Source organism: Paenibacillus montanisoli (assembly GCF_003268025.1).
Classification (GTDB): domain Bacteria; phylum Bacillota; class Bacilli; order Paenibacillales; family Paenibacillaceae; genus Paenibacillus_Z; species Paenibacillus_Z montanisoli.
On record NZ_QLUW01000001.1, the window covers coordinates 1,740,155 to 1,763,449 of the forward strand.

The following is a 23,295-nucleotide window of genomic DNA, read 5'->3' on the forward strand; positions in this document are numbered from 1 at the left end:
AGCGGTTATACTTTGCTTGGAGGTGCAGGCGCTTGATGACCAATGAAATGTGGCGGGCGATTGAGGCTTGCGACGCGGCTTATGACGGCAAGTTCTTCTACGGCGTCCGGACGACCGGTATCTTTTGCAGGCCTTCCTGCAAATCGAGAACGCCGCTTCAAGAGCACGTCCGGATCTTCTCAAGCACGGATGCCGCGCTTGCCGACCAATACCGGCCTTGCAAAAGATGCAAGCCCGGCGGCTTGAAGCTGCCGGACGAAGAATGGGTCGACGCCATCGCGGCGATTATGGAAGCCCGCTATGCTGAGCAGTTGACGCTAGCCAAATTGGCTGAGCTGTCCCATGCCAGCCCTTATCATATGCAGCGCATGTTCAAGCGCTTGAAAGGCGCTTCGCCGGCCGCATATTTGCAGCGGGTCAGAATCGAGGCGGCCAAACGGCTGCTGCGCTCATCTGAGTCGCCCATTAGCGAGATCGGCAGCCAGGTCGGCTACCCGAATGCGGCGCATTTTGCCACTGTATTTCAGAAGGAGTCCGGCTGCTCGCCGACAACATACCGAATGGCGGTTCGAAACGACACGGAGGGAGTGGAAGGGACATGACGAAGAAAATCTATTGAACGCTGCTGCATGAAGGGCCTTGGCGACTGCACTTGGCCGCAGCGGACGACGGGCTCTGCTACGTTGGCTCGCCGGATGCGCCGTTCGACGAAACGGAGACATGGTGTAAAAAGCATTATCCGGGATGCACGCTTGAGCGGGACGATGAACGGATGGCGGCGTACGGGAGACAGCTGCGCGATTACCTGGGAGGAAAGCTGACCTGGTTTGACGTGCCGCTCAGCGTGCGGGGAACGCCTTTTCAGCAGTCGGTATGGGAAGCGTTGAAACGGATTCCGCACGGGCAAACCTGTTCCTACTCGGACATCGCGCTGCAGATCGGCAAGCCTAGCGCCGTTCGTGCCGTCGGTACGGCTATCGGCGCCAATCCGGTGCTGATTGTCGTGCCATGCCACCGCGTCGTCGGCAAGAACGGATCGCTGACCGGCTTCCGCGGCGGCATGAAAGCGAAGGAGCAGCTGCTGCGGCTGGAAGGCGTGTTATAATGGCAGATGAGGCACAAGCTTGAAAGGATGAGGCAATGATTACGATTACGGAATTTTCGGTGGACAAAATCAAAGATCCGTTCGGCATAATAGCTGGCGACCGGTACGAGTTCAGGCTGGATGTCGACGTGCCGGAGGATGACGAGCTGCATGTCGATAGCGGCATTTACATCCGGGTTATTTACCGCGTGGACGGCGATCATGCAAGCATCGTGAAATATGAACTGTACGAGCGGATCAATGACCGATATCTGGATTTCGATCTCGAGGAAGAAGAAGAGCAGGTCATCGATTCTTTCTGCAAAGCGCATTACGCCGAGTCGGCAGATTAATAAGAAGCGGAATGGAATGATAAGCTTAAAAAAAGGGCCATCGCCAACCGGCGAAGGTCCTTTTTGGCATGCGTTTGCCGTGTGCGGCTTACGCGCTATTGCTGGCAGCCGCTATTTTTGCGCGCCGCGCATCCCGTTCAGGCGCGGTAAGCTTCGGACAATTGTAGCACATATCGCCGTCTTCGCGGCAGTAATACATGCAGCAGCCGGAGCGGATCATCATCTTGCCGCCGGGCTGGTAGGGGTTATCGATGTAACGCGGGGTATGGGCGAATGGATTGCGGTTGCTGCCGAAGATGCTCGTGTCCATGCGTTCCAGCAGCACGGAGCAATCATGCTTGAACCGCTGAAGCACCTCGCTTTGCGTTTCTTTAGCTTCCACCATGTTCATAAGCGTTGCCAGCATGCTGCCATACTGGATCCAGATGATGCCGGGTTTCATGGAAGCTGCCGAAGCGAGTGCGTTTAGCATGGGAGCGACGACGGATTTCAAATCGTGCTCGAGAATGGCCTGCACATAGTCTCCCCGCTCCGCATCTTCTGGCACGCCGGTAAAGCTGTAATCGTCACCGAGTTTGAAGCCGAACAGGTTGTAGGTGCCGAAATGCTCGATTTGAAACGTCATTTTGTCCAAAGACAGGTCGAGTACGGCGTTATATTGGGCCAGGAAGAGGAGCCGCAGCGCGCAAAGCCCGAACAAATTGCCGCCGATGAAGGAGGCTGCCAGCTCATGGCCTGTTGGGCGAACGGCCGATCCGCCTGCGATGATGGCGTCCATTACGGCTTCGCCTCGCAGAAAGTCCGCTGCCGGCATTTCAAAGGATGGATTTGCCGCGCCGTCCGGCGATATGCGTATGTAGTAGGAGCCGAATGAAGAGAAGTCGATCGTGTTCTTATCCATTGTGGACATCGCTGCACTCTCCCTGATAATAATTCTCACTCGAATAAGTAGAAATTATATGACGAAAATGGTGGTAGTGTCAACGGAAGATTGCTTCTTTCCAGTGCTATGAAGTGGACAGGCCTAGACGGGCCGCCGTATAATGGAGGGTATGTTATCGCGAAGCAACCAATTTTGAGTGGATGAACGGGGCTAATGCCGATGAAAAAATTCAAAAAGTTTTATATCGAAATCACGAGTATTTGCAATCTGGCTTGCTCCTTCTGCCCGCAAACGAAGCGCCAGGCGAAATTTATTAAGATCGACGAGTTTACGAAAATCTTGGATGAAATCAAGCCGCATACGGATTTTATCTACTTCCATCTGAAAGGCGAGCCGCTGCTGCATCCGAAGATCGACGAGCTGCTCGACCTAAGCCACGAGCGCGGCTTCAAGGTCAACATTACTTCGAACGGGACGCTGCTTCATAAAGCCAAGGACAAAATCATGGGCAAGCCGGCGCTCCGCCAAATGAATTTCTCGCTGCACAGCTTTGACGGCCATGAAGGCTCGGTTGATAAAGAGGGCTATGTCGGCAGCGTGCTTTCGTTTGTCAAAGAAGCCGTCGCGACCTCCGAACTCATCGTCTCGCTCAGGCTTTGGAATCTGGATGAGAACAACGAGCTTAACGTGGAGCGCAACCGGAACAAAGACATTTTGGAGCAGATCGAACGGGAATTCGAGCTCGATTTCCGCATCCAAGAGAAGTTTACGCGCGGAAACGGCTTCAAGATCGCGGAACGCGTTTATTTGAATCATGAGGTGGAATTCAAGTGGCCGGACTTGAAGGAAGAAGAGGACGAAGGCAAAGGCTTCTGCCACGCGCTTCGCAATCAAGCCGGCATACTCGTTGACGGAACGGTCGTGCCTTGCTGCCTCGACGGCGAAGGCGTCATCAATCTCGGCAACGTGCATCAAACGCCGTTCTCGGAAATTATCGAGGGCGAGCGCGCGAACCGGCTGTATGACGGATTTTCCCGCAGGGAGGTCGTCGAGGAGCTGTGCCGCAAATGCGGTTTCAGGCAGCGGTTCAGTTAACAAGAAAGAAGGTGTAGCATCCGATTATGAGTGTTTTGCCGATTCAGGAGCGGAAGGAGATGCTTTCCTTAAACCGGGGAAGCAAAGCGCGAATTCCGTTCTACTATATCGCAATCGTATTGTTCTTTGCTAAAATGCTGCTGCTGCGCTATTTCCTTTTTCACGATATCGCATGGTCGCGTCTAGTTGCGGATATGGGCGCCATTCTGGTGCTGCTTAGCGCCGTGGAGCTCATTACGCCGGCCAAGCTGCGGGCTTCAGCCTACGGCGCGGTCAATCTGATCTACTCATTCGCGCTGTTCTCATCGGCGGTCTATTTCGAGCATTTCGGGACGGTTCCGACTTATACCGCTCTGTATGAGCTGCATCAAGTCACGAAAATCCAATCGAGCGTTGAATCCACGATCCAGCTTGGCCATTATTTGTTCTTCGTTGATCTCATTGTCGCAATTGTGATCGCGGCAGTCCTGCTGCTTAAGCGTGCGCGGCGTTCCGCGAGCGGTTTGCGCGCCCCGGGGACGGCAGCCATGTACCGGGTCGTGATTACGGTCGTATTCATACTAAGCCTTGCGATTTCGGCGCGCGTCATTCAAGCCGGAATGCCGATCGAGAACGAGCTGGTCGAGGCGGAACAGGAAGGCTTCTTGAATTATCAAGTGTCCGCGGCAATTAAGGCGGCGAAGGACAACAGCGTGGCGGCGGAAGGGGATCCGGCCGAGCTTGCGAAGGAGGCGGCAGACCTTCAAGCCGCCTATCCGTATAAAGACGGGCAAGATGGAACGACGGCATATTTCGGGTCTGCGAAAGGGAAGAATCTGATCGTCATCCAGATGGAGGCCTTCCAGAACTTCCCGATTCACCTGAAGCTTGGCGGGAAAGAAATTACGCCGGTGCTGAACAAGCTGGCGGACGAAAGCTTCTACTTCCCGCATGTGTTCCAGCAAATCGGCCAAGGGAATACGTCCGATGCCGAATTTATGTCCAACACGTCGATCTATCCGACGGCCAAGATCGCCATGTCGACCGGCTACGGCGACCGCAATCTTCCAAGCTTGCCGAAGCTGCTGCAGAAGAGCGGCTATGTGGCCAACACATTCCACGTGAACGACGTAACGTTCTGGGACCGCAACAAGATGTATGCGGCGCTTGGGTTCGATCATTATTTTGACAAGCCTTATTTCAAAAACGATCACTTCAACAGCTTCGGCGCATCCGATGAGGAGCTTTACAAGGTCGGGGTGGAGAAGCTGCAGGAGGTTAGCGGCGGAACAAAGCCGTTCTACGGACAGTTCGTGACCGTTTCCAGCCACTTTCCGTTCGAGGTGCCGAAGGGACGGATGCGCATGGAACTTCCGGCGGAGCTGGAAGGTACGCAGCTGGGCAACTATTTGCTCGGCATTAACTACACCGACTATGCGATCGGTACGTTGATCGACCGTCTGAAAGAGGCGGGGAAATGGGACGATACCGTTCTTGTGCTGTACGGCGATCATTTCGGCTTGCAGCCGAATGACAACGATCCGGCGGTCATTGAGAAGACGCTCGGCATTAAATATGACCAGCAAATCTCGCGGTTCAATATCCCGCTCATCATCCGCACGCCGGGCGAAACGCAGGGCAAGGTTGTGGAGCGGGTTGGCGGACAGCTGGATATTTTACCGACTGTGGCGAATTTGCTAGGCATTTCGCTTAAGGACGAAGGATTCACGGCGTTTGGCCACGATTTGCTCAATATCGACCGGAATGTGCTCGGCACGAGGTACTACCTGCCGACGGGCTCGTTCTATAACGATGACATCTTGTTTGTGCCCGGCAAAGGATTCGAGGACGGCAAAGCCGTCAATATCCGGACGCTGGAGCCGGTTGCCGATCTAACGCCATATCGCAAAGACTATGACTATATCATGAAGCTGATGGACGTCTCGGACCGTTACGTGAAGTCTCTTCCAAAGCGTTAATAAACGGAATCAACGCCTCTTGCTTGTGCGAGTCTCGCATGGGTGGGAGGCATTTTTTTTGAATTTTATGTAATTAAACCTAACATATCGGTTGACACTTATCGATTTTCGGGCCTATAATACGAATCAATAGTAGGTTTTAACAATTTAATATCGGTTCTCATGTTAGATATTTGAGAACGAGCAACTGTCTAGGGTTCCGTTGGTGAGCAATTCTTCCATCAAGCAGGTCCGAGAGACGGTGTGCGGCTTGCGCTGCATAACACGGAAGGATAAAAGCCTGGGAGATCATCGCTCCCGGCTTTTTTTATTTATCCAGATCCAAGGAGGCCACTCTATGACAAGTTTATGGAGCAAAACCATCGGCGCAGGGGACAAATGGTCCGGCGTCATCGGCAAAGGGAAGTACCTGCGTTTTACGGCGCTTGCACCGAACGCGAATTTGTCCCTGATGCTGTTTCATGCGAACGAACTGACAGAGCGCTACAATATGCCGGATACGCTGAAAGCCCAGCATACCGCGCATCTGACGCGCGGGAACGTGCTAATGAGCGATAACGGCCGCGTGCTGGCAAGCATCGTCGAAGATGAGCTGGGGTGGCATGACGCGATTACCGGTTATACGACGCGCGAGGCGACGGACGCGAAGTATGGGCTGACCCGTTACCAGGAGAAACGCAACGATTGGCTGCGAAGCGGCTATGAAAATTTTGCGGTAGAGCTTGTTCGAAACGGGCTTGGCGTGAGAGATATGGGACCAGTCGTCAATTTGTTTGCGAAAGTGTACTGCGATGACGACGGCCGGATGATATACGACGAATCCCATTGCAAGGAAGGCAAGGCCGTGACGCTGCGGACAGACATGGATCTGCTGCTTGTGCTGTCGAATACGCCGAATCCGCTAAACCCGAGTTCTGATTATCCGATGGCTGCCGTCCAGCTGGATATTTCGGCGGCGCCCCCTTTCGATCCGGCGAACGATTACAGCTTCCATTTCAGACCTGAAAACCGCAGAGCCTTCGAGAACACGGCTGAATACTACCTGCTCTCGGGCCGATGAGCCAAACGAAACGATTACGAGGAGGAATCGATTTTATGACGGCATTTCACCGCTTTGAAAGCTCGCTTGCGCCGGAAACGGCCATTATCGATGAAATCATACTTGCGGGCGACGGCTGGATGCAGGAGCTGCAGCCCGGACAAGTGCTGCGAATCGTGGATATGGAGGGAAACCAAGCGGCGGATACGCTGTTCTTCGACGCGGATAACCCGGAGGATCACTACAGCGCCGTGGCGACGATCGCCGGGCAAGGCAACATCTACTTGACGACCGGCTCCGTGCTTCGCGCGGAATCCGGCAAGGAGCTGATCAAGATCGTCGCGGACACATGCGGCCGGCACGATACGGTCGGCGGCTCGTGTTCCGCTCAAAGCAACACGGTGCGTTACGCCCATGGGAAGCTGCACATGCACAATTGCCGCGATACGTTTATGCTGCAGCTGGCAAAGCATGACGGGGGCTATACGAAACGGGATCTTGCGCCGAACGTCAACTTCTTCATGAACGTACCTGTTACGCCGGAAGGCGATTTACGGTTCGCCGATGGCGTGTCTGCTCCCGGCTGCTACGTCGAGCTGGAATCGATCTGCCGCACGATCGTCGTGATCAGCAACTGTCCGCAGCTTAATAATCCATGCAATGCTTACAATCCGACCCCGATCCGGGTCCTGATCTGGAATCCATAGAGAGACTCAATTTGGGAGGGACTACCATGACCGTGTTCAAAAAAGTGCTCATTGCCAATCGCGGCGCCATCGCCGTCCGGATCGAGCGTACGCTCCGAAAGCTCGGCATCGAATCCGTTGCCGTCTATACGCAGGCCGACCAAGACAGTTTGCATGTCGACGGGGCAGACGAGGCCGTGCTCATCGGAACCGGCCCAGCCAAGGAGAGTTACCTGGATGCGGAGCGGATCCTGCAAACCGCGATCGATACAGGCGCGGAGGCGATTCATCCGGGCTACGGCTTCCTCAGCGAGAATGCCGCTTTCGCCAGAGCCTGCCGCGAACGGGGAATCGTCTTTATCGGCCCGACGCCGGAGCAGATGGAGATGTTCGGCCTTAAGCATTCCGCGCGGGAGATTGCCGAGCGCGCAGGCGTGCCGATGCTGCCGGGAACGCCTTTGATTTCCGAGCTGGATGACGCGTTGTCGCAGGCCGAAACGATCGGTTATCCGGTCATTCTGAAGAGCACTGCCGGCGGAGGCGGCATCGGCATGCGGGCATGCGAGGACGAGAATGCGCTGCGGGCCGCGTTTGAGGGCGTTCGGTATTTGGCGGAGACGAACTTTAAGAACGGAGGTATTTTCCTCGAGAAATATATCGAGAAGGCGCGCCACGTCGAGGTCCAAATTTTCGGCAACCGTTTCGGAGAGGTGGTAACGCTGGGCGAACGGGATTGCTCGATCCAGCGGCGCAACCAGAAGATCATCGAAGAAAGCCCGGCCCCGAATTTGCCGGAGAGCGTGCGGCAGGCGATGTTCGCCGCTTCAAAGAGGCTGGCTTCTGAAGCAGGTTACCGCAGCGCGGGTACGATCGAGTATTTGTACGACCCGCAAACGTGCGCGTTTTATTTTCTGGAAGTGAATACTCGGCTTCAAGTGGAGCATGGCGTCACGGAAGAAGTGCTCGGCATCGATTTGGTCGAATGGATGTTACATGAAGCGGCCGACGAGTTAAAGGAGCTTGATTCGCTCGTGAAGCCACCGGTCGGCCACAGCATTCAAGCGCGGGTTTACGCGGAGGATTGTTTGCAGCAGTTCCGTCCTAGCGCCGGCAAGCTGGATCAAGTGAAGTTTACGCCGAATGCGCGCATCGAATCATGGGTTAGGGACGGCATCACGGTGACGACGCTGTACGATCCGATGTTGGCGAAGATTATCGTCCATGGCCGCGATCGGCAGGAGGCGATTGCGAAGCTAAGCAAAGCGCTTGAGGAAACGCGTCTGTATGGCGTGACGACGAACCTGCAGTATGTTCATGCTCTGCTCGGCCACGAAGATTGTTTGAGCGGCAATGTGTACACCCGCCTGTTAAATGGCTTCGAGCCGTCCGAACACGCGATTGAGGTTGTGGACGGCGGCGTTCAATCGACCGTGCAGGATTGGCCTGGACGGACGGGGCACTGGGATGTCGGGGTTCCGCCTTGCGGACCGATGGACCCGCTTTCGTTCCGGATGGGCAACAAACTGCTCGGCAATGCGGACTTCGCAGCGGGCGTTGAGCTGACGCTTCGCGGCGGCGCCTATAAGTTCCGGAACGACATGTGGATCTGCTTGACCGGCGCGGATATGGAAGCAGCGTTGGATGACGAGGCCGTCCCTATGTATCGGCCGATTCAAGCGCGCAGAGGCCAAGTGCTGAGCTTCGGCGAAGCGAAAGCGGGTATGCGCGGCTATTTGCTCGTGCGAGGCGGTCTCGATATGCCGCGCATCCTGGGCAGTTCCTCGACCTTTACCTTAGGCAATTTCGGGGGGCACGGAGGACGTGCGCTTCGCGCCGGGGACGTGCTGGGCGTGAATAGAAGCGGCATGATGATTGAAACTCCAGTCGCAGATGTGCGGCTGCAGGAACGGGACCGCCCGGCCATGACACGGTCGTGGACGATCGGCGTTATTCCCGGCCCGCACTGCACGGGCGAGTATTTGAAGCCTGCCTATCTGAAGGAGCTTGCGGAAACAAGCTTCGAGGTGCATTTCAACAGCTCGCGGACAGGCGTGCGGCTCATTGGACCTGCGCCGCGCTGGGCGAGGGAGGACGGCGGTCAAGCCGGCCTGCATCCGTCCAATATCCATGATAACGCGTATGCAGTAGGCACGCTCGATCTGACGGGCGATATGCCGATTCTGCTCGGCCCTGACGGCCCAAGCCTCGGCGGCTTCGTCTGCCCGGTAACAACGGCATCCGCCGAATTTTGGAAACTGGGACAGCTGCATCCCGGCGATGAGGTCCGTTTCCGGTTGATCTCGCTGGAAGAAGCCGGCCGTTTGCGCCAGGAACAGAACCGCAACCTCGAAGCGATCGGCGAGGGGAAGTGGAGCAAGCTTACACCGATTGCACTGCCGGAAGCGGGACCGGCCTTGACGCCGGACTATCCGCTGCTTGCGCACCTGTCCGCCGGCCGCAGATTCCCGATAACGGTCCGCTGCAGCGGCGATGAGAATATTTTGGTGGAGTACGGGGAGATGGAGCTTGATTTGCTGCTTCGCTTCCAGGTGCACGCGCTAATGCAGGCCATTCGAGCGAGCGAAGCGATTCCGATACTCGATTTGACCCCTGGCATTCGTTCCCTGCAAGTGCATATCGATCCGAAACGAACGACGGTTCAAGAAGCTTGCGCGCGGATTCTAGAGCTGGACGGCAGTCTGCCGCCGCTCGAAACGATGTCTGTGCCGTCGCGCATTGTCCGTCTTCCGCTGTCGTGGGATGATCCCTCGACCCAGCTGGCCATCGAACGCTACCAGCGGAACGTTCGTCCGGATGCGCCTTGGTGCCCGAGCAATCTGGAGTTTATCCGCCGGATTAACGGATTGGATTCGATCGGCGATGTACAGAAGATCGTCTATGAAGCGAACTACATGGTGCTCGGTCTTGGGGATGTCTATCTGGGGGCGCCGGTCGCAACGCCGATCGATCCAAGGCACAGGCTCGTGACGACCAAGTATAATCCGGCGCGTACATGGACGCCGGAGAACGCGGTCGGCATCGGCGGCGCTTATATGTGCGTGTATGGCATGGAAGGCCCCGGCGGCTACCAGTTCGTCGGACGGACGATTCAGATGTGGAACCTGAACCGCGAGACGGAAAGCTTTCATCAAGGCAAGCCATGGCTGCTCCGGTTCTTCGACCAGATCCAGTTCTACCCCGTCAGCGCGGATGAGCTGACGCGGCTGCGCGAGGACTTTACGCGCGGACGGTTCGAGGCGGACATTACGGAAACGACCTTCATGCTTAGCGAATACTTGGCATTCCTCGGTTCGATCGAGGAGAGCGCGGATGCGTTCCAAGCGATGCGGCAGTCGGCGTTTCAAGCGGAACGGGAAAGGTGGAAATCGCTCGGGCTCGCCGAATATGGCTGCGAGCAGGATACCGGCAAAGCCGCAACCGAGGATGCGCTGCCGGAAGGGACGATCGCCGTACGCAGCACGATGCCGGGCAGCGTCTGGAAAGTGCTGGTTGCGCCGGGCCAAGAGGTGAAGAAGGGCGATACGCTCATCGTTGAAGAGAGCATGAAAATGGAGTTTTCCCAGACCGCGCCGTGCGACGGTTTCGTCTCCGCCGTATTCGTCAAGCCTGGCGATGAGGTGCATACGGGTCAATTGATCGTTGGCTTGGTCAAGGAAAGGGAAAGAGAGGTGTCGCATGTATGACGGAGATGAAATGGCCGAATAAGCTGACCTTGGCATGGCTCCGCGAGCAATATGCTTCGAAAATGCTTACGCCACGCGAGGTGATGGAGGAAATCGTGCGCCGAGCCGAAGCGGACGCCGATATGAATATATGGATTACGCCGCCTTCGATGGCGCTGATCGAGCCGTATTTGGAGCGGCTGACGCAGATTGCGCCGGACCATTCCCCGCTTTGGGGCATACCGTTCGCCGTCAAAGACAATATCGACTTGGCGGGCGTGCCGACAACGGCCGGCTGCGCCGAGTTCGCTTATACGCCGAAGGAAAGCGCCATCGTTGTGCAGCGGCTTGTTAACGCGGGAGCGATCCCCGTCGGCAAAGCGAATTTGGACCAGTTCGCCACAGGGCTTGTCGGCACGAGAAGCCCCTATGGCGAAACGCATAACGCGCTGCGCGGCGAGCTGATCAGCGGCGGCTCGAGCTCAGGCTCGGCCGTTGCCGTCGCGCGCGGGCAAGCCGCGTTCGCGCTTGGCACGGATACGGCCGGCTCGGGCCGCGTGCCTGCCGCGCTGAACGGCTTGGTCGGCTACAAGCCGAGCGTTGGCGCTTGGCCGACGAAGGGGGTCGTGCCGGCCTGCGCGAGCCTAGACTGCGTCACCGTTTTCGCGAACAGTCTCGACGATGCTCTCGCGGTCGACCGGTTCGCCCGCGGCGCGGAGGAATCGGATCCTTGGTCGCGGGCGATTCCGCACCCGTTCACGGCACGTATGCCGGCTTCGGTGTGCTTGCCTGGGAACGCGCCGGATTTTTATGGCCCCTATGCCAGCTCATACGAGAAAGCATGGGCCAAAGCAGTGCAAGCGGCCGAATCAATGGGCGTGACCGTTGCGTACGTCGATGCGGAGCTGTTCGCGGAAGCCGCAGCGATTCTATACGGAGGGCCTTGGGTAGCCGAACGATGGGCGAGTCTCGGTCCGTTCATCGAGAGCCATCCCGGCGCCGCGTTTCCGGTGACCGAGCAGGTGCTCCGTACTGGCTCATCCCCGGTTTATACCGCGGCGTCGGTCTTCGAAGCCGCGCATAAGCTGCAGCGCCTCAAGCTGGAAGCGAAGCGGCTGCTGAAGGATGCCGTGCTGATGCTGCCGACCTGCGGCGGAACATGGTCGCGTGACGAAGTTCGGGCTAATCCGGTCAGAGCAAATAGCGATATGGGCCGCTATACGAATCATTGCAACCTGCTGGACCTGGCCGCGGTAGCGGTTCAAGCCGGAGAGGCTGAGGAGGCGCTGCCATTCGGCGTGACGCTTTTCGCTGCCGCGGAGAACGAGTCGCTGCTGATCGGCGCGGCAAAGCGGTTTATTATGGCGATCGGTGAATCTTCATTCCCGGCGGTCGGCGCTGCTAAGCGGCTAGAGCAAGAGGCTGAGGCTCAATCCGCCGCATCGAACGGCGAGCCGGTTACCGTATCTGGCGAAGCGCAGCTGCAGCAGCAGTTGGGCCCCGTGGCACCGGCGGCGACGCTTGTGGCCGTGTGCGGCTTGCATATGCGCGGCTTTCCGCTCGAGAAGCAGATGGAAGCGTGCGGCGCCGTATTCGTCCGCGAAGCCATCAGCGCGGCCAAATACCGGCTCATTAAGCTGTCCGCCACGCCCGCGAAGCCGGGCATGATCAAACAGAAGCAGGGCGGTGCGTCAATCGCGCTGGAATTATGGGAAATGCCGCTGGCTGCATTCGGCGGCTTCGCCGCCTCCATTCCGGCGCCGCTCGGCATCGGAAAGGTCGAGCTGAGCGACGGGACCGAGGTGCCCGGGTTTATTTGCGAAGCGTATGCGGAGGCCGAGGCGGGCGCCGAAGATATTACGGTTTACGGATCTTGGCGCAACGCAGTCTCGCAGTAACATGAATGGATGAAACAAGCCGCGTTTCCCAACGGGAGACCGGCTTGTTTGCTATCGGATTGTTTTGCGGACCGGGTAGTAGGGTAAACGGAGGGAGGCGTATAATAAAGGCACTGCATTAGGAGGTTGTTATATGCTGAGAAAACTCGGAATCAGTCTCATTGTGCTGATCGTGCTGCTCTTAAGCTGCGGTATAGGCGCCGTTCAATACGTGAAGCCGCGTGAAAAGCTGGATTTGAACCATAAGGAAGTGCCGCTTATGGAGAGGGCTTTCACGATGATCCGAAATCTGAGCACGGAGTTCGTGCTGACGGCGGCCGATATCGACAACATCGGCAAAGCCGCAATTGCGCTCAATCCGGAGTACCGTCCGGGTGTGCTTGTTACCGGAGCCAGGTTCAATTTTGAAGGCGAACGCCTGGCCGCGCATTTGAATCTTCGGCTGAAGGATCGGCTGCCCGTAGGAATCGTCATTTATTATAAGCTGCAGTGGAAGAACCCGAACCTTATTGCGAGCGTGGACGAAGCCAAACTGCGGGGGATTGCGCTTCCCGATAAGTACTTCGAGGATATTGTCATTCCTCTTGGCACGCAGCTTCCCGAGCTGGTTTATATAAAAGAGGTTCATATCCAGAACGGCGGCTTGGTCGTAAGCATGCGAAAGCCGACGCTGCGCGAGCTTCAGTCGCTGCTGGAGCAAGCGGCGAAGCGGCAGGCCGGCTAACGTGAACGGCTGCTTATTCGATTAGCGAAGCCTCGGCAGCAGCGGGCGCAGAATGCCGATCAAGAACGTGGCGCAGACCGCTTTTACCATATCTCCGAACAAGAAAGGATAGCAGCCGCTAATCATGGCTTCGGAAAACGATAATTTGGCTTTATAAGCAAGCCACGGTACGCCGCCGACATACGCGAGGACGACGCTGAACAGTACGAGGCTGAGGAAAAGCAGCAGCATCTGTCTGCGATTCAATTTGTTCGTCCGCGAGAAGAGGCGATCGCTGGCGAAGCCGATCAGAAGCGCAGAAATCGGGAACATCCATATGTAACCGCCGGTTGCGCCGAAAATAATGCTCAGCCCGCCGTTGCCATGCAGAAGCGGCAAGCCTGCCGCCGTGAGCAGGACGACGATCGCGATGCTCCAGAAGCCGAACCGGGCGCCAAGCAGACCGCCTGCCAGCATGATGGCGAACGTCTGCAGCGTGATCGGCACGGATGTGAAGCCAAGCGGTATGCTGACATAGCCAAAGGCGATGAACAGAGCGGCGAACAGCGCCGTAAAGACGATGCCGCGGATCCAATAGGCGGAACCGGACTGCGGACTTGCCGAGATCGGTTCGTGCACCGGGGAATTCGGGCTTGATGGGGTTGTCGTGGTTTCCATTGTCAATTCTCCTCTCTAGTGTTAACCTTGTTATCTATATGAGGTTAACAATTGAAATAGTAACATGTGGGAATCCATTTGGGAAGAGGGGACTAACATGACGTACATAAATAGCTCCGAAAGCTTGGTTTTGCAGGATGTCTCGATTGACCGAATATTGGAAAACGGTCAGATTGTCCCTCGATTGCAGCAGCTTGACTTCGCGCTCGCGCCCGGGGAATGGGTCAATCTGGCCGGTGTCAACGGAAGCGGCAAATCGTCGTTAGCGAGGCTGCTTGCCGGGTTAACAATTGAAGGCGTGCGGGGGACCTGGAGCCGCGGCTTTGCAGGAAACCGGCCGTCTCCTTATATAATGCAGCATCCGGACGCGCAGCTGTTTGCGGAAACGCCGCGCGAAGAGGTCCGGTTTGCGCTCGAATGGCGCCGCTTGGAACCTGATATGATTATGCAGCTTACGGAGGAGATTCTTGCTTTTACCGGTTTAACCGCGATCGGGGATACGCCGTGGGAGCATCTATCCGGGGGGCAGCGGCAGCTGGCTGCGGTAGCTGCGGCGTCAGCAGGCGAATCGCCGCTTATCGTCTTCGATGAAGCGACTTCGATGCTTGACGAGCAATCGATGCAGCTCGTTTACCGGCTGGCCCGGAAGCTAAACGAGCGAGGGACGGCGGTCGTCTGGGTGACGCAGCGGCTGCAGGAAATCGAAGCGTCATCGCGCGTAGCGGCGCTCACGGAAGGGCAGATCGTATTCGACGGCACGGGGCATGCTTTCCTTTACGGCGCGGACGATGAAACTGGCTTGACGCCGTGCCAGGCTTGCGGATTGCGGCTTCCGTATCTGTCCGCCTTGGCCCTAGAGCTGGGCAGGCTCGGCAAGCTTCAACCTCCCTATCCGGAAACGCCTGAAGAATGGGAAGCCGTGCTTCAAGGCATAGTGGCGGTGCCGGTATGACGCTGGTCATCGAAGGTTTGAAAATGACGCGAGCGCGGGCCGATAAGGGGATGTCCAATACGCATACCGGCGCGCTCCGGCTTGAAGCCGGGACCATTACGGTATTGCTGGGCGCAAATGGCGTCGGCAAGACAAGATTTATGGAAACGATTGCAGGGTTGCGGGATCCCGATGGGCTTGCGATTTCGTATGGAACCGAGCCGTTATGGATACGGAAAAACAGCCGGCTGCGGAGCAACATGCTGCTTCGCAATGAGAAGGCGATGCTCGCTTACAGCTATTCCTGCCAATCGCCGGAGGAGCAATTGTTTGCGCGGTCTGTTCACGACGAACTCCAATATGTACTTCGACCGTATCAGCTTGATCATGCGGTAAGCGAACTTAGATGCCGGGAAGTATTGGCCGCTGTCGGCTGGGATGAGAGTTGGCTCGACCGCGACCCTTATTTGATGAGCGGGGGAGAGCGCAGGCGCACGGCCTTAGCGAGCATGTTCGCTGCGCCCGCAGCCTGGCTGCTGCTTGACGAACCGACGGCCGGCTTGGATGCTGCCGGTCACGAGAGGCTGGGCATACGGCTTAAACGGAGCGCGGCCGAAGGGAAAGGCGTGCTGCTGATCTCGCATGAGAGCGATTGGGCTCTTCAATTGGCGGATCATGTGCTTATCATGCATATGAACGGGAGCGTGCAGCTTGCGAATCGAGAGGAGCTGCTCGCAAACCCCGGCCTGTTGGAGGAGGCCGGCATGGAAATACCGGCATGGCTTCGGGTCGCGCATCGGATGATGTGCATAGGCGTTCCGCCAGAACAAATCTGGCGTCCGGCCGATTCGGCAGCCCACGCTGCGGTTGCCATCCATCGGGACGCTGAGTCAAAGCTGCTTCGTAAGCGGCAGGACCGCCGAATTCCGTTTGCGAAACGCGATTCCGAGAAACCGCTGTCGCCGCTCTCCAATTTCGATCCGAGGGCCGTATGGCTTGCTTATATTTTATTTTCCGCGGCTATTCTCATTCAATCCACCTGGACTGGGCTTGGAGCGATGGCGCTGCTTGTGGCTCTGTCGATCCATCTCGGGAAAATACCGCTTCGACGCTGGCGCGGCGCCATTATGGCACTCACCGCCTTCACGATCTCCGTTGCGCTGCTTGCCGGTCTGGGTCCGCAGGAAGACGGCGGATATTGGAGCACCGATGCCGCGCTTGCGTCGCTCCAATCGCTGCTTCGGCCGCTGCTGGCGATGCTGCTAGGGTTCGGCTTGCCGCTAGCCGTCACGCCGCTGCGTCTTAGGCGGTCGCTGGAGCAGCTGTTCGCTGTGTTCGGCCGCCTTCCGCAATGGGGGACTAAATTGATTTTGACGGTCACGCTGCTATTGCGTTTCATTCCGGTTCTCTTATCGGAATGGGAACGGTTCGCCCGGATCGGCATGGCCAGGGGCAAACGAATCCGGCGTACGCCGGGCGGTGCGTTCAAGCGTCTGCAGGAGACTTCCATTCCCTTCATGCTGGCTCTCTTCCGGCTTGGCGAGCAGGTATCGGACGCTCTAGAGAGCAGAGGGGTAAGCATGGAGCGCCAGCCTACGCTGCTGATTACCGAGCGATGGAAAGGCCGCGACTCTCTGCTTGCGGCGGCAAGCGCTGCCATTCTGCTTATTTTCTGGTTATGGCAATAGGCAATTCCCTTGGAATCGGCTATGATAGAACAAGTGTCCATTATCGAAAGGAGTGTCCGGCCAGCCATGACGACGCCGATTCAGCCCAAGCTTGACCGAGACTATATACACCGCCTGTTGGAGCTGCTTCTGACTACCCCAAGCCCCAGCGGATTTTGCATGGCGATCATGCGCATCATTCAAGAGGAAGCCGCGAAGCTCGGCTACGCTCTCGAAATAACGCCGAAAGGCAATGGCATCATTACGATTCCAGGCATCGACCACCGGGATGACGAAGTTATCGCGCTGACAGCGCATGTCGATACGCTCGGCGCTATGGTCCGCTCGATCAAATCGTCGGGAACGCTGCGCTTTACGCCGGTTGGCGGCTATTCCATGCATACGGTAGAAAGCGAATACTGCCGGATTCATACGCGTGACGGTCGCGCGTACGAAGGCACGGTGCTTACGACAAAGCCATCCGTACACGTATTTTCCGATGTCCGCGAGCTGAAGCGGGATGAAGCGAATATGGAAATCCGCATCGACGAGCCCGTTACTTCGAAGGAAGATGTCCTGAAGCTCGGCATCGCTCCGGGGGACTTCGTTTCTTGGGATGCACGGCCGCGGTTCTTTTCAAACGGCTACATCAAGTCGCGGCATTTGGACGATAAAGCCAGCGTAGCCGCCATCTTCGGCATTCTGGAGTGGTTGAAGCGCGAAGGAAAGGCGCCTCTACGCACGGTGAAAGCGATTATTTCGACGTATGAAGAGGTCGGGCATGGCAGCTCGCATATCCCAGCTGACATTACCGAGATGATTGCCGTCGACATGGGAGCGATCGGAGATGATCTGTCGGCAACCGAGCGCGACGTTTCGATCTGCGCGAAGGATTCCACCGGCCCTTACGATTACGGAATGACGACGAAACTGATCGACCTGGCCAAACGGGAAAATATTCCATATGCCATCGACATTTATCCGCATTACGGCTCGGACGCATCCGCGGCATTGCGCGGCGGAAGCAACATCAAGGCCGCGTTGATCGGGCCTGGCGTGCACGCTTCGCACAGCATGGAGCGTACGCATAGCGAAGCCATTTTGGGTACGGCCGCGCTGCTTCTGGCTTATGTGATGGAGCCTCGTCCACATGAAATGAACGCATGATAGGAAAAATTACGAGTAGACAATAGCGAAACGAACATTATATGATGAATGATGGGTGATTGACTATGACAACAAACAACGTATCCAATCCGAACGATACGCAAGAGCAGACAGGTGGCATTCCGGAAGAGGAATTCAAACGTTTGATTAAAGCCTTGCATGACAACGCGCTTAAAGCGCTTCGCTTTAAATTCGAAGAAGACCAAGTGGATGGTCAAGTATTGAACCATGAAGTGTACGGCCCGATTTTCACCTACAAGATCGAAGTGAAAGACGGACATAAGTATGCGTGCGGCTTCTTTATGCGCGAGCTGCTCAACGTATTCCAAAACAACGAAGATCCTTCGCTCTGGCTGGCATCGTTCTTCCTGGATCTGATGGATTCGGAAGGGGAGCGTTTGCTTCCGATGCCTCCGCAAACCGAGGACGAGGCTAAAGCGTTGATCGATAATGTGATCGTGCCGTATTGCGCGAAGACGATTCGCGCGGAGTTCCCGGACGAGCTGGTTCACGTCGACCTGGACTTGAACGAACAGCACGGCGCCGTGCTTGAAGCCGGCTTCACGTCAATTAGCGATGGCAATAACGTATGCGCGCTGCCGCTCCACATGCTGATTGCGCATCATCTCTTGAACCGCGACCCGGCTGAGCCGATCATTCAAGGCCTGTACCGCATTCGCGAGGAGCATGGACTGGATTAATTTGCAAAAAGCCGACTGCAGGTGTGCAGTCGGCTTTTTGATTGCGAAGAGGCCGTCACTTGAAGTAGATACATCTACTTTAAGTGACGGCCTCTTTTGGTTAAGCGCTGAGCGCTTCGTTCTTCACTTCTATGGGTGCCTGATTCTCGGCGCGCATGTAAAGGACGAGGCCTACGATGATGAACGCGCCGCCGATCAGCTGGAAGCCGGTGATCATCTCGCGGAACAGCAGGATGCCGAGCAGACTGGCGCCGACCGGCTCCGCGAGCACGGACATGGAAATCGTGGTCGGCTTCACATATTTCAGCAGCCAGTTGAAGATCATATGCCCGAAGACGGTCGGGACGATGGCCAGCAGCAGAAACACGAGCCACTCGCGCTGCTCGTACCCAAGAACCGGTATTCCCGTAGCGGCGTTATAGATGGCGAAGCAAGCCGTCGTTACGCCGAAGACGATGAAGCTGTACAGATAGGACGATACGCGCTTCAAAATCTGTTTGGCGATCAGCATGTTGACCGCAACGGCCAGTGCCCCGAAGAAGGACAGAGCGTCGCCGTAGAAGGCGGTCTGCGACAGCGAAATATCGCCCGAACCGATGCTCATGGCGCCGACGAGGGCGACGATCATGCCGACCACGGCAAGCTTGCGCGGTATGTCCTTAAAGATCATAAATGCGCCGACCATGACAAATACCGGCTCAAGCGCCAAGATGATCGTGGAGCTCGCGATCGATGTATAGTCCAGTGAAGCCATCCATAACAGAAAATGAAGCGCGAGGAAGAATCCGGCGGCAATCAGAAGCAGCCAGTCTTTACGCGAGATGGCTTTCATGGCAGGCAGTTGCTTGAAGCCGAACGGCAGCATCAGAATAAAGGTGAAAAGCATGCGGTACATCCCTTGGACGGAAACGGGCGCGTCGGAATAACGGACCAGAATCGGCGCGAACGAGATGGCCAGCATGCCCACGATTAGCGGGATCACCGGCGAAAAAGGCAATTTGGATGAAGACGGCGATGTCATGACATTTTCCTTCCTATATGGCTTTCGATTTCAAGTATGAACGGTGCGACCTATCCCATTATGCACACAAAGGCCAGTCCTAGCAAGGGAAAGCAATGAATTGGCAGATCGCTCCGTGGAGATCGTAATAAACGAAAATGAATTCGTCATAATGTGTTCATTTGTCTATGCGCAATAAGCGACGAGCTAATGATATGATGGGGAAAAGAAGGCATGTAAGCTGCCGGAAGAGGGGGAGACTGGACATGGGTGTGCCTGCAGGGGTTTGGATCGCAGCAGCGGTTATAGCGGTTGTTCTCACTTGGATGACGATCTGGGTAACCAATAAAGCCTACTCCAAACGATGGGAAGATCATAACGTGGAGAACGAGCCGGGCCGTAACAAGAACGGATAGCCGTTCATTGACATTGAAGCAGCTAGCATTCTATAATTAAAGCGAAACCTTATGGTTTCGCTTTTTTCAATCCATATGACTTCTTAATTGGACAAGATCAGAAAATGCGGTTCCGGCAACCGATAAAGTGAAGTCCAACATCGAATACTAGTCTGTGAAGGAGATGGGATCCGCACAATGGAAACGCAAAACAAGATACCCGATATCAATCAAACGCTCGTTTTTAAAGCCCCGATCCAGAAGGTGTGGGCTGCGGTTTCAACCTCGGAAGGCCTTGGCGCATGGTTTATGCCGAACGATATGGAAGCCGTTGTCGGCCATGCGTTCAAAATCGATGCGGGGCCATTCGGCATTCAGCCTTGCGTTGTAAAGGAAGTCGAAGAGCCGAACCGGATTGCCTTCAGCTGGGGCAAGGATTGGACCATTACGTTTATACTGAACGAGCTGGCGGACAACCAGACGGAATGCACGCTCATCCATTCCGGCTGGAAGGCGGATACCGTCACCGAGTTCGGCTTGCCGCATGCGGTTATCCGCGAGCGGATGAACGAAGGCTGGGTGGGCCTGCATCAAGCTCTCGGCAGATATGTAGAGGCTTAAGATGGCTCTTCCGTCAGGGAAGCATGACGTGTTCCAGGCGATCGCCGATCCGACCCGGCGAGAGGTGCTGAAGCTGCTCGTGGATCAAGAAATGCCGGTTACGGCCATTTCGGGACATTTTCCGATGACGCGCACCGCCGTTTCCAAGCACCTTCGCATTCTGGCCGAAGCCGGCCTCGTAAAAGAGCGGAAGGTAGGACGGGAAACGCGTTACCGTCTAGAGACCCAGCCGCTCCAGGAACTGAAGAACTGGCTGAATTACTATGAACGTTATTGGGAAAATAAACTGTCGGCGCTGCAGAGATTCGTGGAATCCGAAGATTGATATATCCGCGGGTAGGACATCGTTAGAATGACGATTCCTAACCGCGGTTTTTTTTGATACGCTAAGAGTTGGTAAGGGTGATATTCACCTTTGTGCAGCAATCAATGAAGGAAAATGGGTGCTTTATACCGAAAGAAGAAGGAAACCGAAGTTTACAAAAAAGCTAGATGAAAGAATGGCGTAAAGGCGCATTAGGCGTGTTACATTAACGTATATTGGTGGTACTAGCCAATAAGGCGCGGGGGATGCAAGGATAGCGTGCGGTACGGCTATTTGCCCGGGATACGGCTTGAAAGGGGAGACGGTGGTGGAGAAAGGACCGATTCTAATCCTGACCGGCGATTATGGATCAGGACATATACAAGCATCGCATGCCCTGCGCAAAGCGCTGTTCGCGCTTCAGCCTGAGCTCAAGGTCGAAGTGATGGATTATATGGCTGAGGCTCACCCCAGAGTCCATCCCATCAGCAAATACGTGTATTTGAGCGGCGTCCAAACGTTCCCGAAGACCTATGGCTTTATTTACGGCAAGACGAGGCATCACAACCGGTTGTCCAGCGGTTTGAAATTCGTGCAGGCGCTTGGACTAGGCAAGTTTCTAACGATGCTGCAGACGGTGAAGCCGGCGGTTGTGGTGTCCACATTCCCGCTGGCGGCAGGCGCAATGTCGTTTATCCGAGACAACGGTCTTTACGATGTGCCGACCGTTACGGTCATTACGGATTTCACGGATCACAGCTATTGGCTGTATCCGCAGACCGATTATTATGTCGTCGGCTCGAGCGAGGTCGCCCAAAGCTTGACCAAAGTGGGCGTTCCGCACGAGATCATTTCCGTTACCGGCATTCCGATTCGCTCCGAGTATAACCGCGTCTACGATAAAGAGGCGATTCGGGCGGAAGTCGGTCTCGATCCCGATCGCCGCACCTTGCTCGTCATGGGCGGCGGCAATGGGTTGATGGGCCAGGAAGTCGGTGAGACGCTATGTATGGCATTGGCGCGCAGGGAGCTCGATATGCAGCTGATCGTCGTGTGCGGGCATAACGACAAATTAAGGCTGCAGCTTTCGCAGCTGAAGTTCGCGCATAAGCTGCCGATGGTCGTTACCGGCTTTACGGACCGGGTACCGGAGCTGATGGCGGCGTCCGATCTGCTGCTGACCAAATCCGGCGGTTTAACGTCATCCGAAGCGCTGGCGGCCGGCCTTCCGATGGTCATTTACAAGCCGCTGCCCGGCCAAGAAATCGACAATGCCAACTACTTGCGACAGTGCGGCGCGGCCATCCATATCGAAGATGAAATGGAGCTGCTTGGCACGCTGCGCATGCTGCTTGGATCGCAAGCCCGTCTGGAGACGATGCGCAGGCAGGCGAAGAAAGCGAGCAAGCCGTACTCCGCGGAAGCGGCAGCAAGTCTCGTTGCGGAGCTGGTCGCGCAGTCGAGCCTCCAATCGGGTTAAAGCCATTTTTTCAAAATAGAAAGGAAACGGTGAACATGAGCATGAAATATCGCAGACTTGGATCGACAAACCTGAACGTGTCGGTCATTGGCATCGGAACATGGCAGTTCGGCGGCGAATGGGGACAGTCGTTCACGCAGGAGGAAGCGGATGCGATTCTGGATCGCGGCGCAGAGCTCGGCATCAACTTGATCGACACGGCGGAATGCTACGGCGATCATCTATCGGAATCATTAATCGGCGACTATTTGTCGCGCCGCAAGCGGGAAGATTGGATCGTCGCCACGAAATTCGGCCATCATTTCCACGAACGATTCACGCGCACGGACGATTTTTCCCCGGCTGACGTCATCAGACAGTTAGACGCGTCGTTAGCCGCGCTGAAGACGGATTACGTCGATCTGTATCAATTCCATTCCGGGCCGGATGCCGTCTTCGATAACGACGAGCTCTGGACGGTTTTGGACAAACAGGTGCAAGCCGGCAAAATCAAGCATTTGGGCACGTCCATCGGGAGCAACCGCAACATTCACCAGGTTGATGCTTCGACGAAGGTCGGTTCGCAAGTCATTCAAGTCGTTTATAACCGGCTTGATCAAGCGCCGGAGGAAGAGGTGTTCCCATCCTGCATCAGTCAGGACCTTGGCGTACTTGCGCGCGTACCGCTCGCAAGCGGCTACTTGAGCGGGAAATACAAGCCGGATGCGGTTTTCGACGTGACCGACGTGCGGCACCGCCATGACCGTGAAAGCACGGTGCAAAAGCTGCAGGAGGTACAGCGCATCGCGATAGAAGAGGTTACGCCGGGCGTGGATATGGCAGCTTGGGCGCTTGCTTGGTGCCTCAAGCATCCGGCGGTGACGGCGGTGATCCCGGGCTGCAAGAGCCCTGCGCAGGTCGATTCGAATGCTAGCGTCGTCGAGCTGCTGGATGCCGGCCATCCGCAGGATGTCCTTGTGAAGTAAACGA

At 56.3% G+C, this 23,295-nt stretch carries 22 protein-coding genes and 1 riboswitch; of the genes, 19 read left to right on the forward strand and 3 right to left on the reverse strand.

The features are described from left to right. Positions 1–35: 35 nt before the first annotated feature. The 3 genes from DL346_RS07775 to DL346_RS07785 are packed head-to-tail and all read left to right on the forward strand — an operon-like array spanning position 36 to position 1,437. Positions 36–602, forward strand: a complete 567-nt coding sequence (locus DL346_RS07775) for a bifunctional transcriptional activator/DNA repair enzyme AdaA (RefSeq protein ID WP_112881440.1) — start codon at positions 36–38, stop codon at positions 600–602. 50 nt (positions 603–652) lie between these two features. Beyond that, positions 653–1,105, forward strand: a complete 453-nt coding sequence (locus tag DL346_RS07780; RefSeq protein WP_338066296.1) for a methylated-DNA--[protein]-cysteine S-methyltransferase — start codon at positions 653–655, stop codon at positions 1,103–1,105. Positions 1,106–1,140: 35 nt separating this feature from the next. Continuing rightward, positions 1,141–1,437 carry a DUF6509 family protein gene (locus tag DL346_RS07785; protein ID WP_112881442.1) on the forward strand — a complete coding sequence of 99 codons (297 nt, stop codon included), beginning with the start codon at positions 1,141–1,143 and terminating at the stop codon, positions 1,435–1,437. Between the two features lie 88 nt (positions 1,438–1,525). Here the strand turns inward: DL346_RS07785 and DL346_RS07790 are convergent, their stop codons facing one another. Then, complete coding sequence (locus DL346_RS07790) at positions 1,526–2,347, reverse strand: hypothetical protein (RefSeq protein WP_112881443.1); 822 nt, start codon at positions 2,345–2,347, stop codon at positions 1,526–1,528. A gap of 192 nt (positions 2,348–2,539) precedes the next feature. On the opposite strand from DL346_RS07790, the gene DL346_RS07795 reads away from it, so the two are divergent. The 7 genes from DL346_RS07795 to DL346_RS07825 all read left to right on the forward strand — a co-directional run bounded on the left by DL346_RS07795 (position 2,540) and on the right by DL346_RS07825 (position 13,403). Then, positions 2,540–3,415 carry a radical SAM/SPASM domain-containing protein gene (locus DL346_RS07795; RefSeq protein ID WP_112881838.1) on the forward strand — a complete coding sequence of 292 codons (876 nt, stop codon included), beginning with the start codon at positions 2,540–2,542 and terminating at the stop codon, positions 3,413–3,415. A gap of 26 nt (positions 3,416–3,441) precedes the next feature. After that, positions 3,442–5,373: an LTA synthase family protein gene (locus DL346_RS07800; RefSeq protein ID WP_240633061.1), complete on the forward strand. Its 1,932-nt coding sequence runs from the start codon at positions 3,442–3,444 to the stop codon at positions 5,371–5,373. A gap of 180 nt (positions 5,374–5,553) precedes the next feature. Continuing rightward, positions 5,554–5,662: riboswitch (guanidine-I (ykkC/yxkD leader) on the forward strand. A 48-nt stretch (positions 5,663–5,710) separates the two neighbouring features. Next, on the forward strand, positions 5,711–6,433 hold the full coding sequence (locus DL346_RS07805) for an urea amidolyase associated protein UAAP1 (RefSeq protein ID WP_112881444.1): 723 nt from the start codon (positions 5,711–5,713) through the stop codon (positions 6,431–6,433). 35 nt (positions 6,434–6,468) lie between these two features. Then, complete coding sequence (locus DL346_RS07810; RefSeq protein WP_112881445.1) at positions 6,469–7,119, forward strand: urea amidolyase associated protein UAAP2; 651 nt, start codon at positions 6,469–6,471, stop codon at positions 7,117–7,119. A gap of 32 nt (positions 7,120–7,151) precedes the next feature. Then, complete coding sequence (gene uca, locus DL346_RS07815; protein ID WP_112881840.1) at positions 7,152–10,802, forward strand: urea carboxylase; 3,651 nt, start codon at positions 7,152–7,154, stop codon at positions 10,800–10,802. Then, the gene (atzF, locus tag DL346_RS07820; protein WP_112881446.1) at positions 10,799–12,679 is read left to right on the forward strand and encodes an allophanate hydrolase; all 1,881 of its coding nucleotides are present in this window, start codon (positions 10,799–10,801) and stop codon (positions 12,677–12,679) included. Before uca ends, atzF begins: the two co-directional genes overlap by 4 nt. Positions 12,680–12,812: 133 nt before the next feature. After that, positions 12,813–13,403: a hypothetical protein gene (locus DL346_RS07825; protein WP_112881447.1), complete on the forward strand. Its 591-nt coding sequence runs from the start codon at positions 12,813–12,815 to the stop codon at positions 13,401–13,403. A gap of 21 nt (positions 13,404–13,424) precedes the next feature. Here the strand turns inward: DL346_RS07825 and DL346_RS07830 are convergent, their stop codons facing one another. After that, entirely contained in the window at positions 13,425–14,060 is a 636-nt protein-coding gene (locus tag DL346_RS07830) for a biotin transporter BioY (protein ID WP_112881448.1), read from the reverse strand. A 97-nt stretch (positions 14,061–14,157) separates the two neighbouring features. Between DL346_RS07830 and DL346_RS07835 the strand changes: the two genes are divergently transcribed. The 4 genes from DL346_RS07835 (at position 14,158) to DL346_RS07850 (ending at position 18,526) form a co-directional block, all read left to right on the forward strand. Beyond that, positions 14,158–15,012 (forward strand): ATP-binding cassette domain-containing protein, encoded by an 855-nt coding sequence (locus DL346_RS07835; protein ID WP_165822403.1) that lies wholly within the window; start codon positions 14,158–14,160, stop codon positions 15,010–15,012. Then, on the forward strand, positions 15,009–16,679 hold the full coding sequence (locus DL346_RS07840; protein ID WP_165822404.1) for an ATP-binding cassette domain-containing protein: 1,671 nt from the start codon (positions 15,009–15,011) through the stop codon (positions 16,677–16,679). Before DL346_RS07835 ends, DL346_RS07840 begins: the two co-directional genes overlap by 4 nt. Before the next feature lie 66 nt (positions 16,680–16,745). Beyond that, positions 16,746–17,825, forward strand: a complete 1,080-nt coding sequence (locus DL346_RS07845; RefSeq protein WP_112881451.1) for a M42 family metallopeptidase — start codon at positions 16,746–16,748, stop codon at positions 17,823–17,825. A 65-nt stretch (positions 17,826–17,890) separates the two neighbouring features. Continuing rightward, positions 17,891–18,526 (forward strand): hypothetical protein, encoded by a 636-nt coding sequence (locus tag DL346_RS07850; protein WP_112881452.1) that lies wholly within the window; start codon positions 17,891–17,893, stop codon positions 18,524–18,526. Between the two features lie 100 nt (positions 18,527–18,626). Here the strand turns inward: DL346_RS07850 and DL346_RS07855 are convergent, their stop codons facing one another. Beyond that, positions 18,627–19,547: a DMT family transporter gene (locus DL346_RS07855; protein WP_112881453.1), complete on the reverse strand. Its 921-nt coding sequence runs from the start codon at positions 19,545–19,547 to the stop codon at positions 18,627–18,629. 245 nt (positions 19,548–19,792) lie between these two features. On the opposite strand from DL346_RS07855, the gene DL346_RS28975 reads away from it, so the two are divergent. The 5 genes from DL346_RS28975 (at position 19,793) to DL346_RS07875 (ending at position 23,291) form a co-directional block, all read left to right on the forward strand. Beyond that, the gene (locus DL346_RS28975) at positions 19,793–19,942 is read left to right on the forward strand and encodes a hypothetical protein (protein WP_165822405.1); all 150 of its coding nucleotides are present in this window, start codon (positions 19,793–19,795) and stop codon (positions 19,940–19,942) included. 177 nt (positions 19,943–20,119) lie between these two features. Continuing rightward, on the forward strand, positions 20,120–20,542 hold the full coding sequence (locus DL346_RS07860; protein WP_112881454.1) for an SRPBCC family protein: 423 nt from the start codon (positions 20,120–20,122) through the stop codon (positions 20,540–20,542). 1 nt (position 20,543) lies between these two features. Then, positions 20,544–20,867 carry an ArsR/SmtB family transcription factor gene (locus DL346_RS07865; RefSeq protein ID WP_112881455.1) on the forward strand — a complete coding sequence of 108 codons (324 nt, stop codon included), beginning with the start codon at positions 20,544–20,546 and terminating at the stop codon, positions 20,865–20,867. Positions 20,868–21,174: 307 nt separating this feature from the next. After that, a complete protein-coding gene (locus tag DL346_RS07870) occupies positions 21,175–22,326 on the forward strand; it encodes an MGDG synthase family glycosyltransferase (protein WP_133257494.1) in 1,152 nt (383 codons plus the stop codon). Positions 22,327–22,367: 41 nt separating this feature from the next. Next, positions 22,368–23,291 carry an aldo/keto reductase gene (locus tag DL346_RS07875; protein WP_112881841.1) on the forward strand — a complete coding sequence of 308 codons (924 nt, stop codon included), beginning with the start codon at positions 22,368–22,370 and terminating at the stop codon, positions 23,289–23,291. The last annotated feature ends 4 nt before the right edge of the window (positions 23,292–23,295 follow it).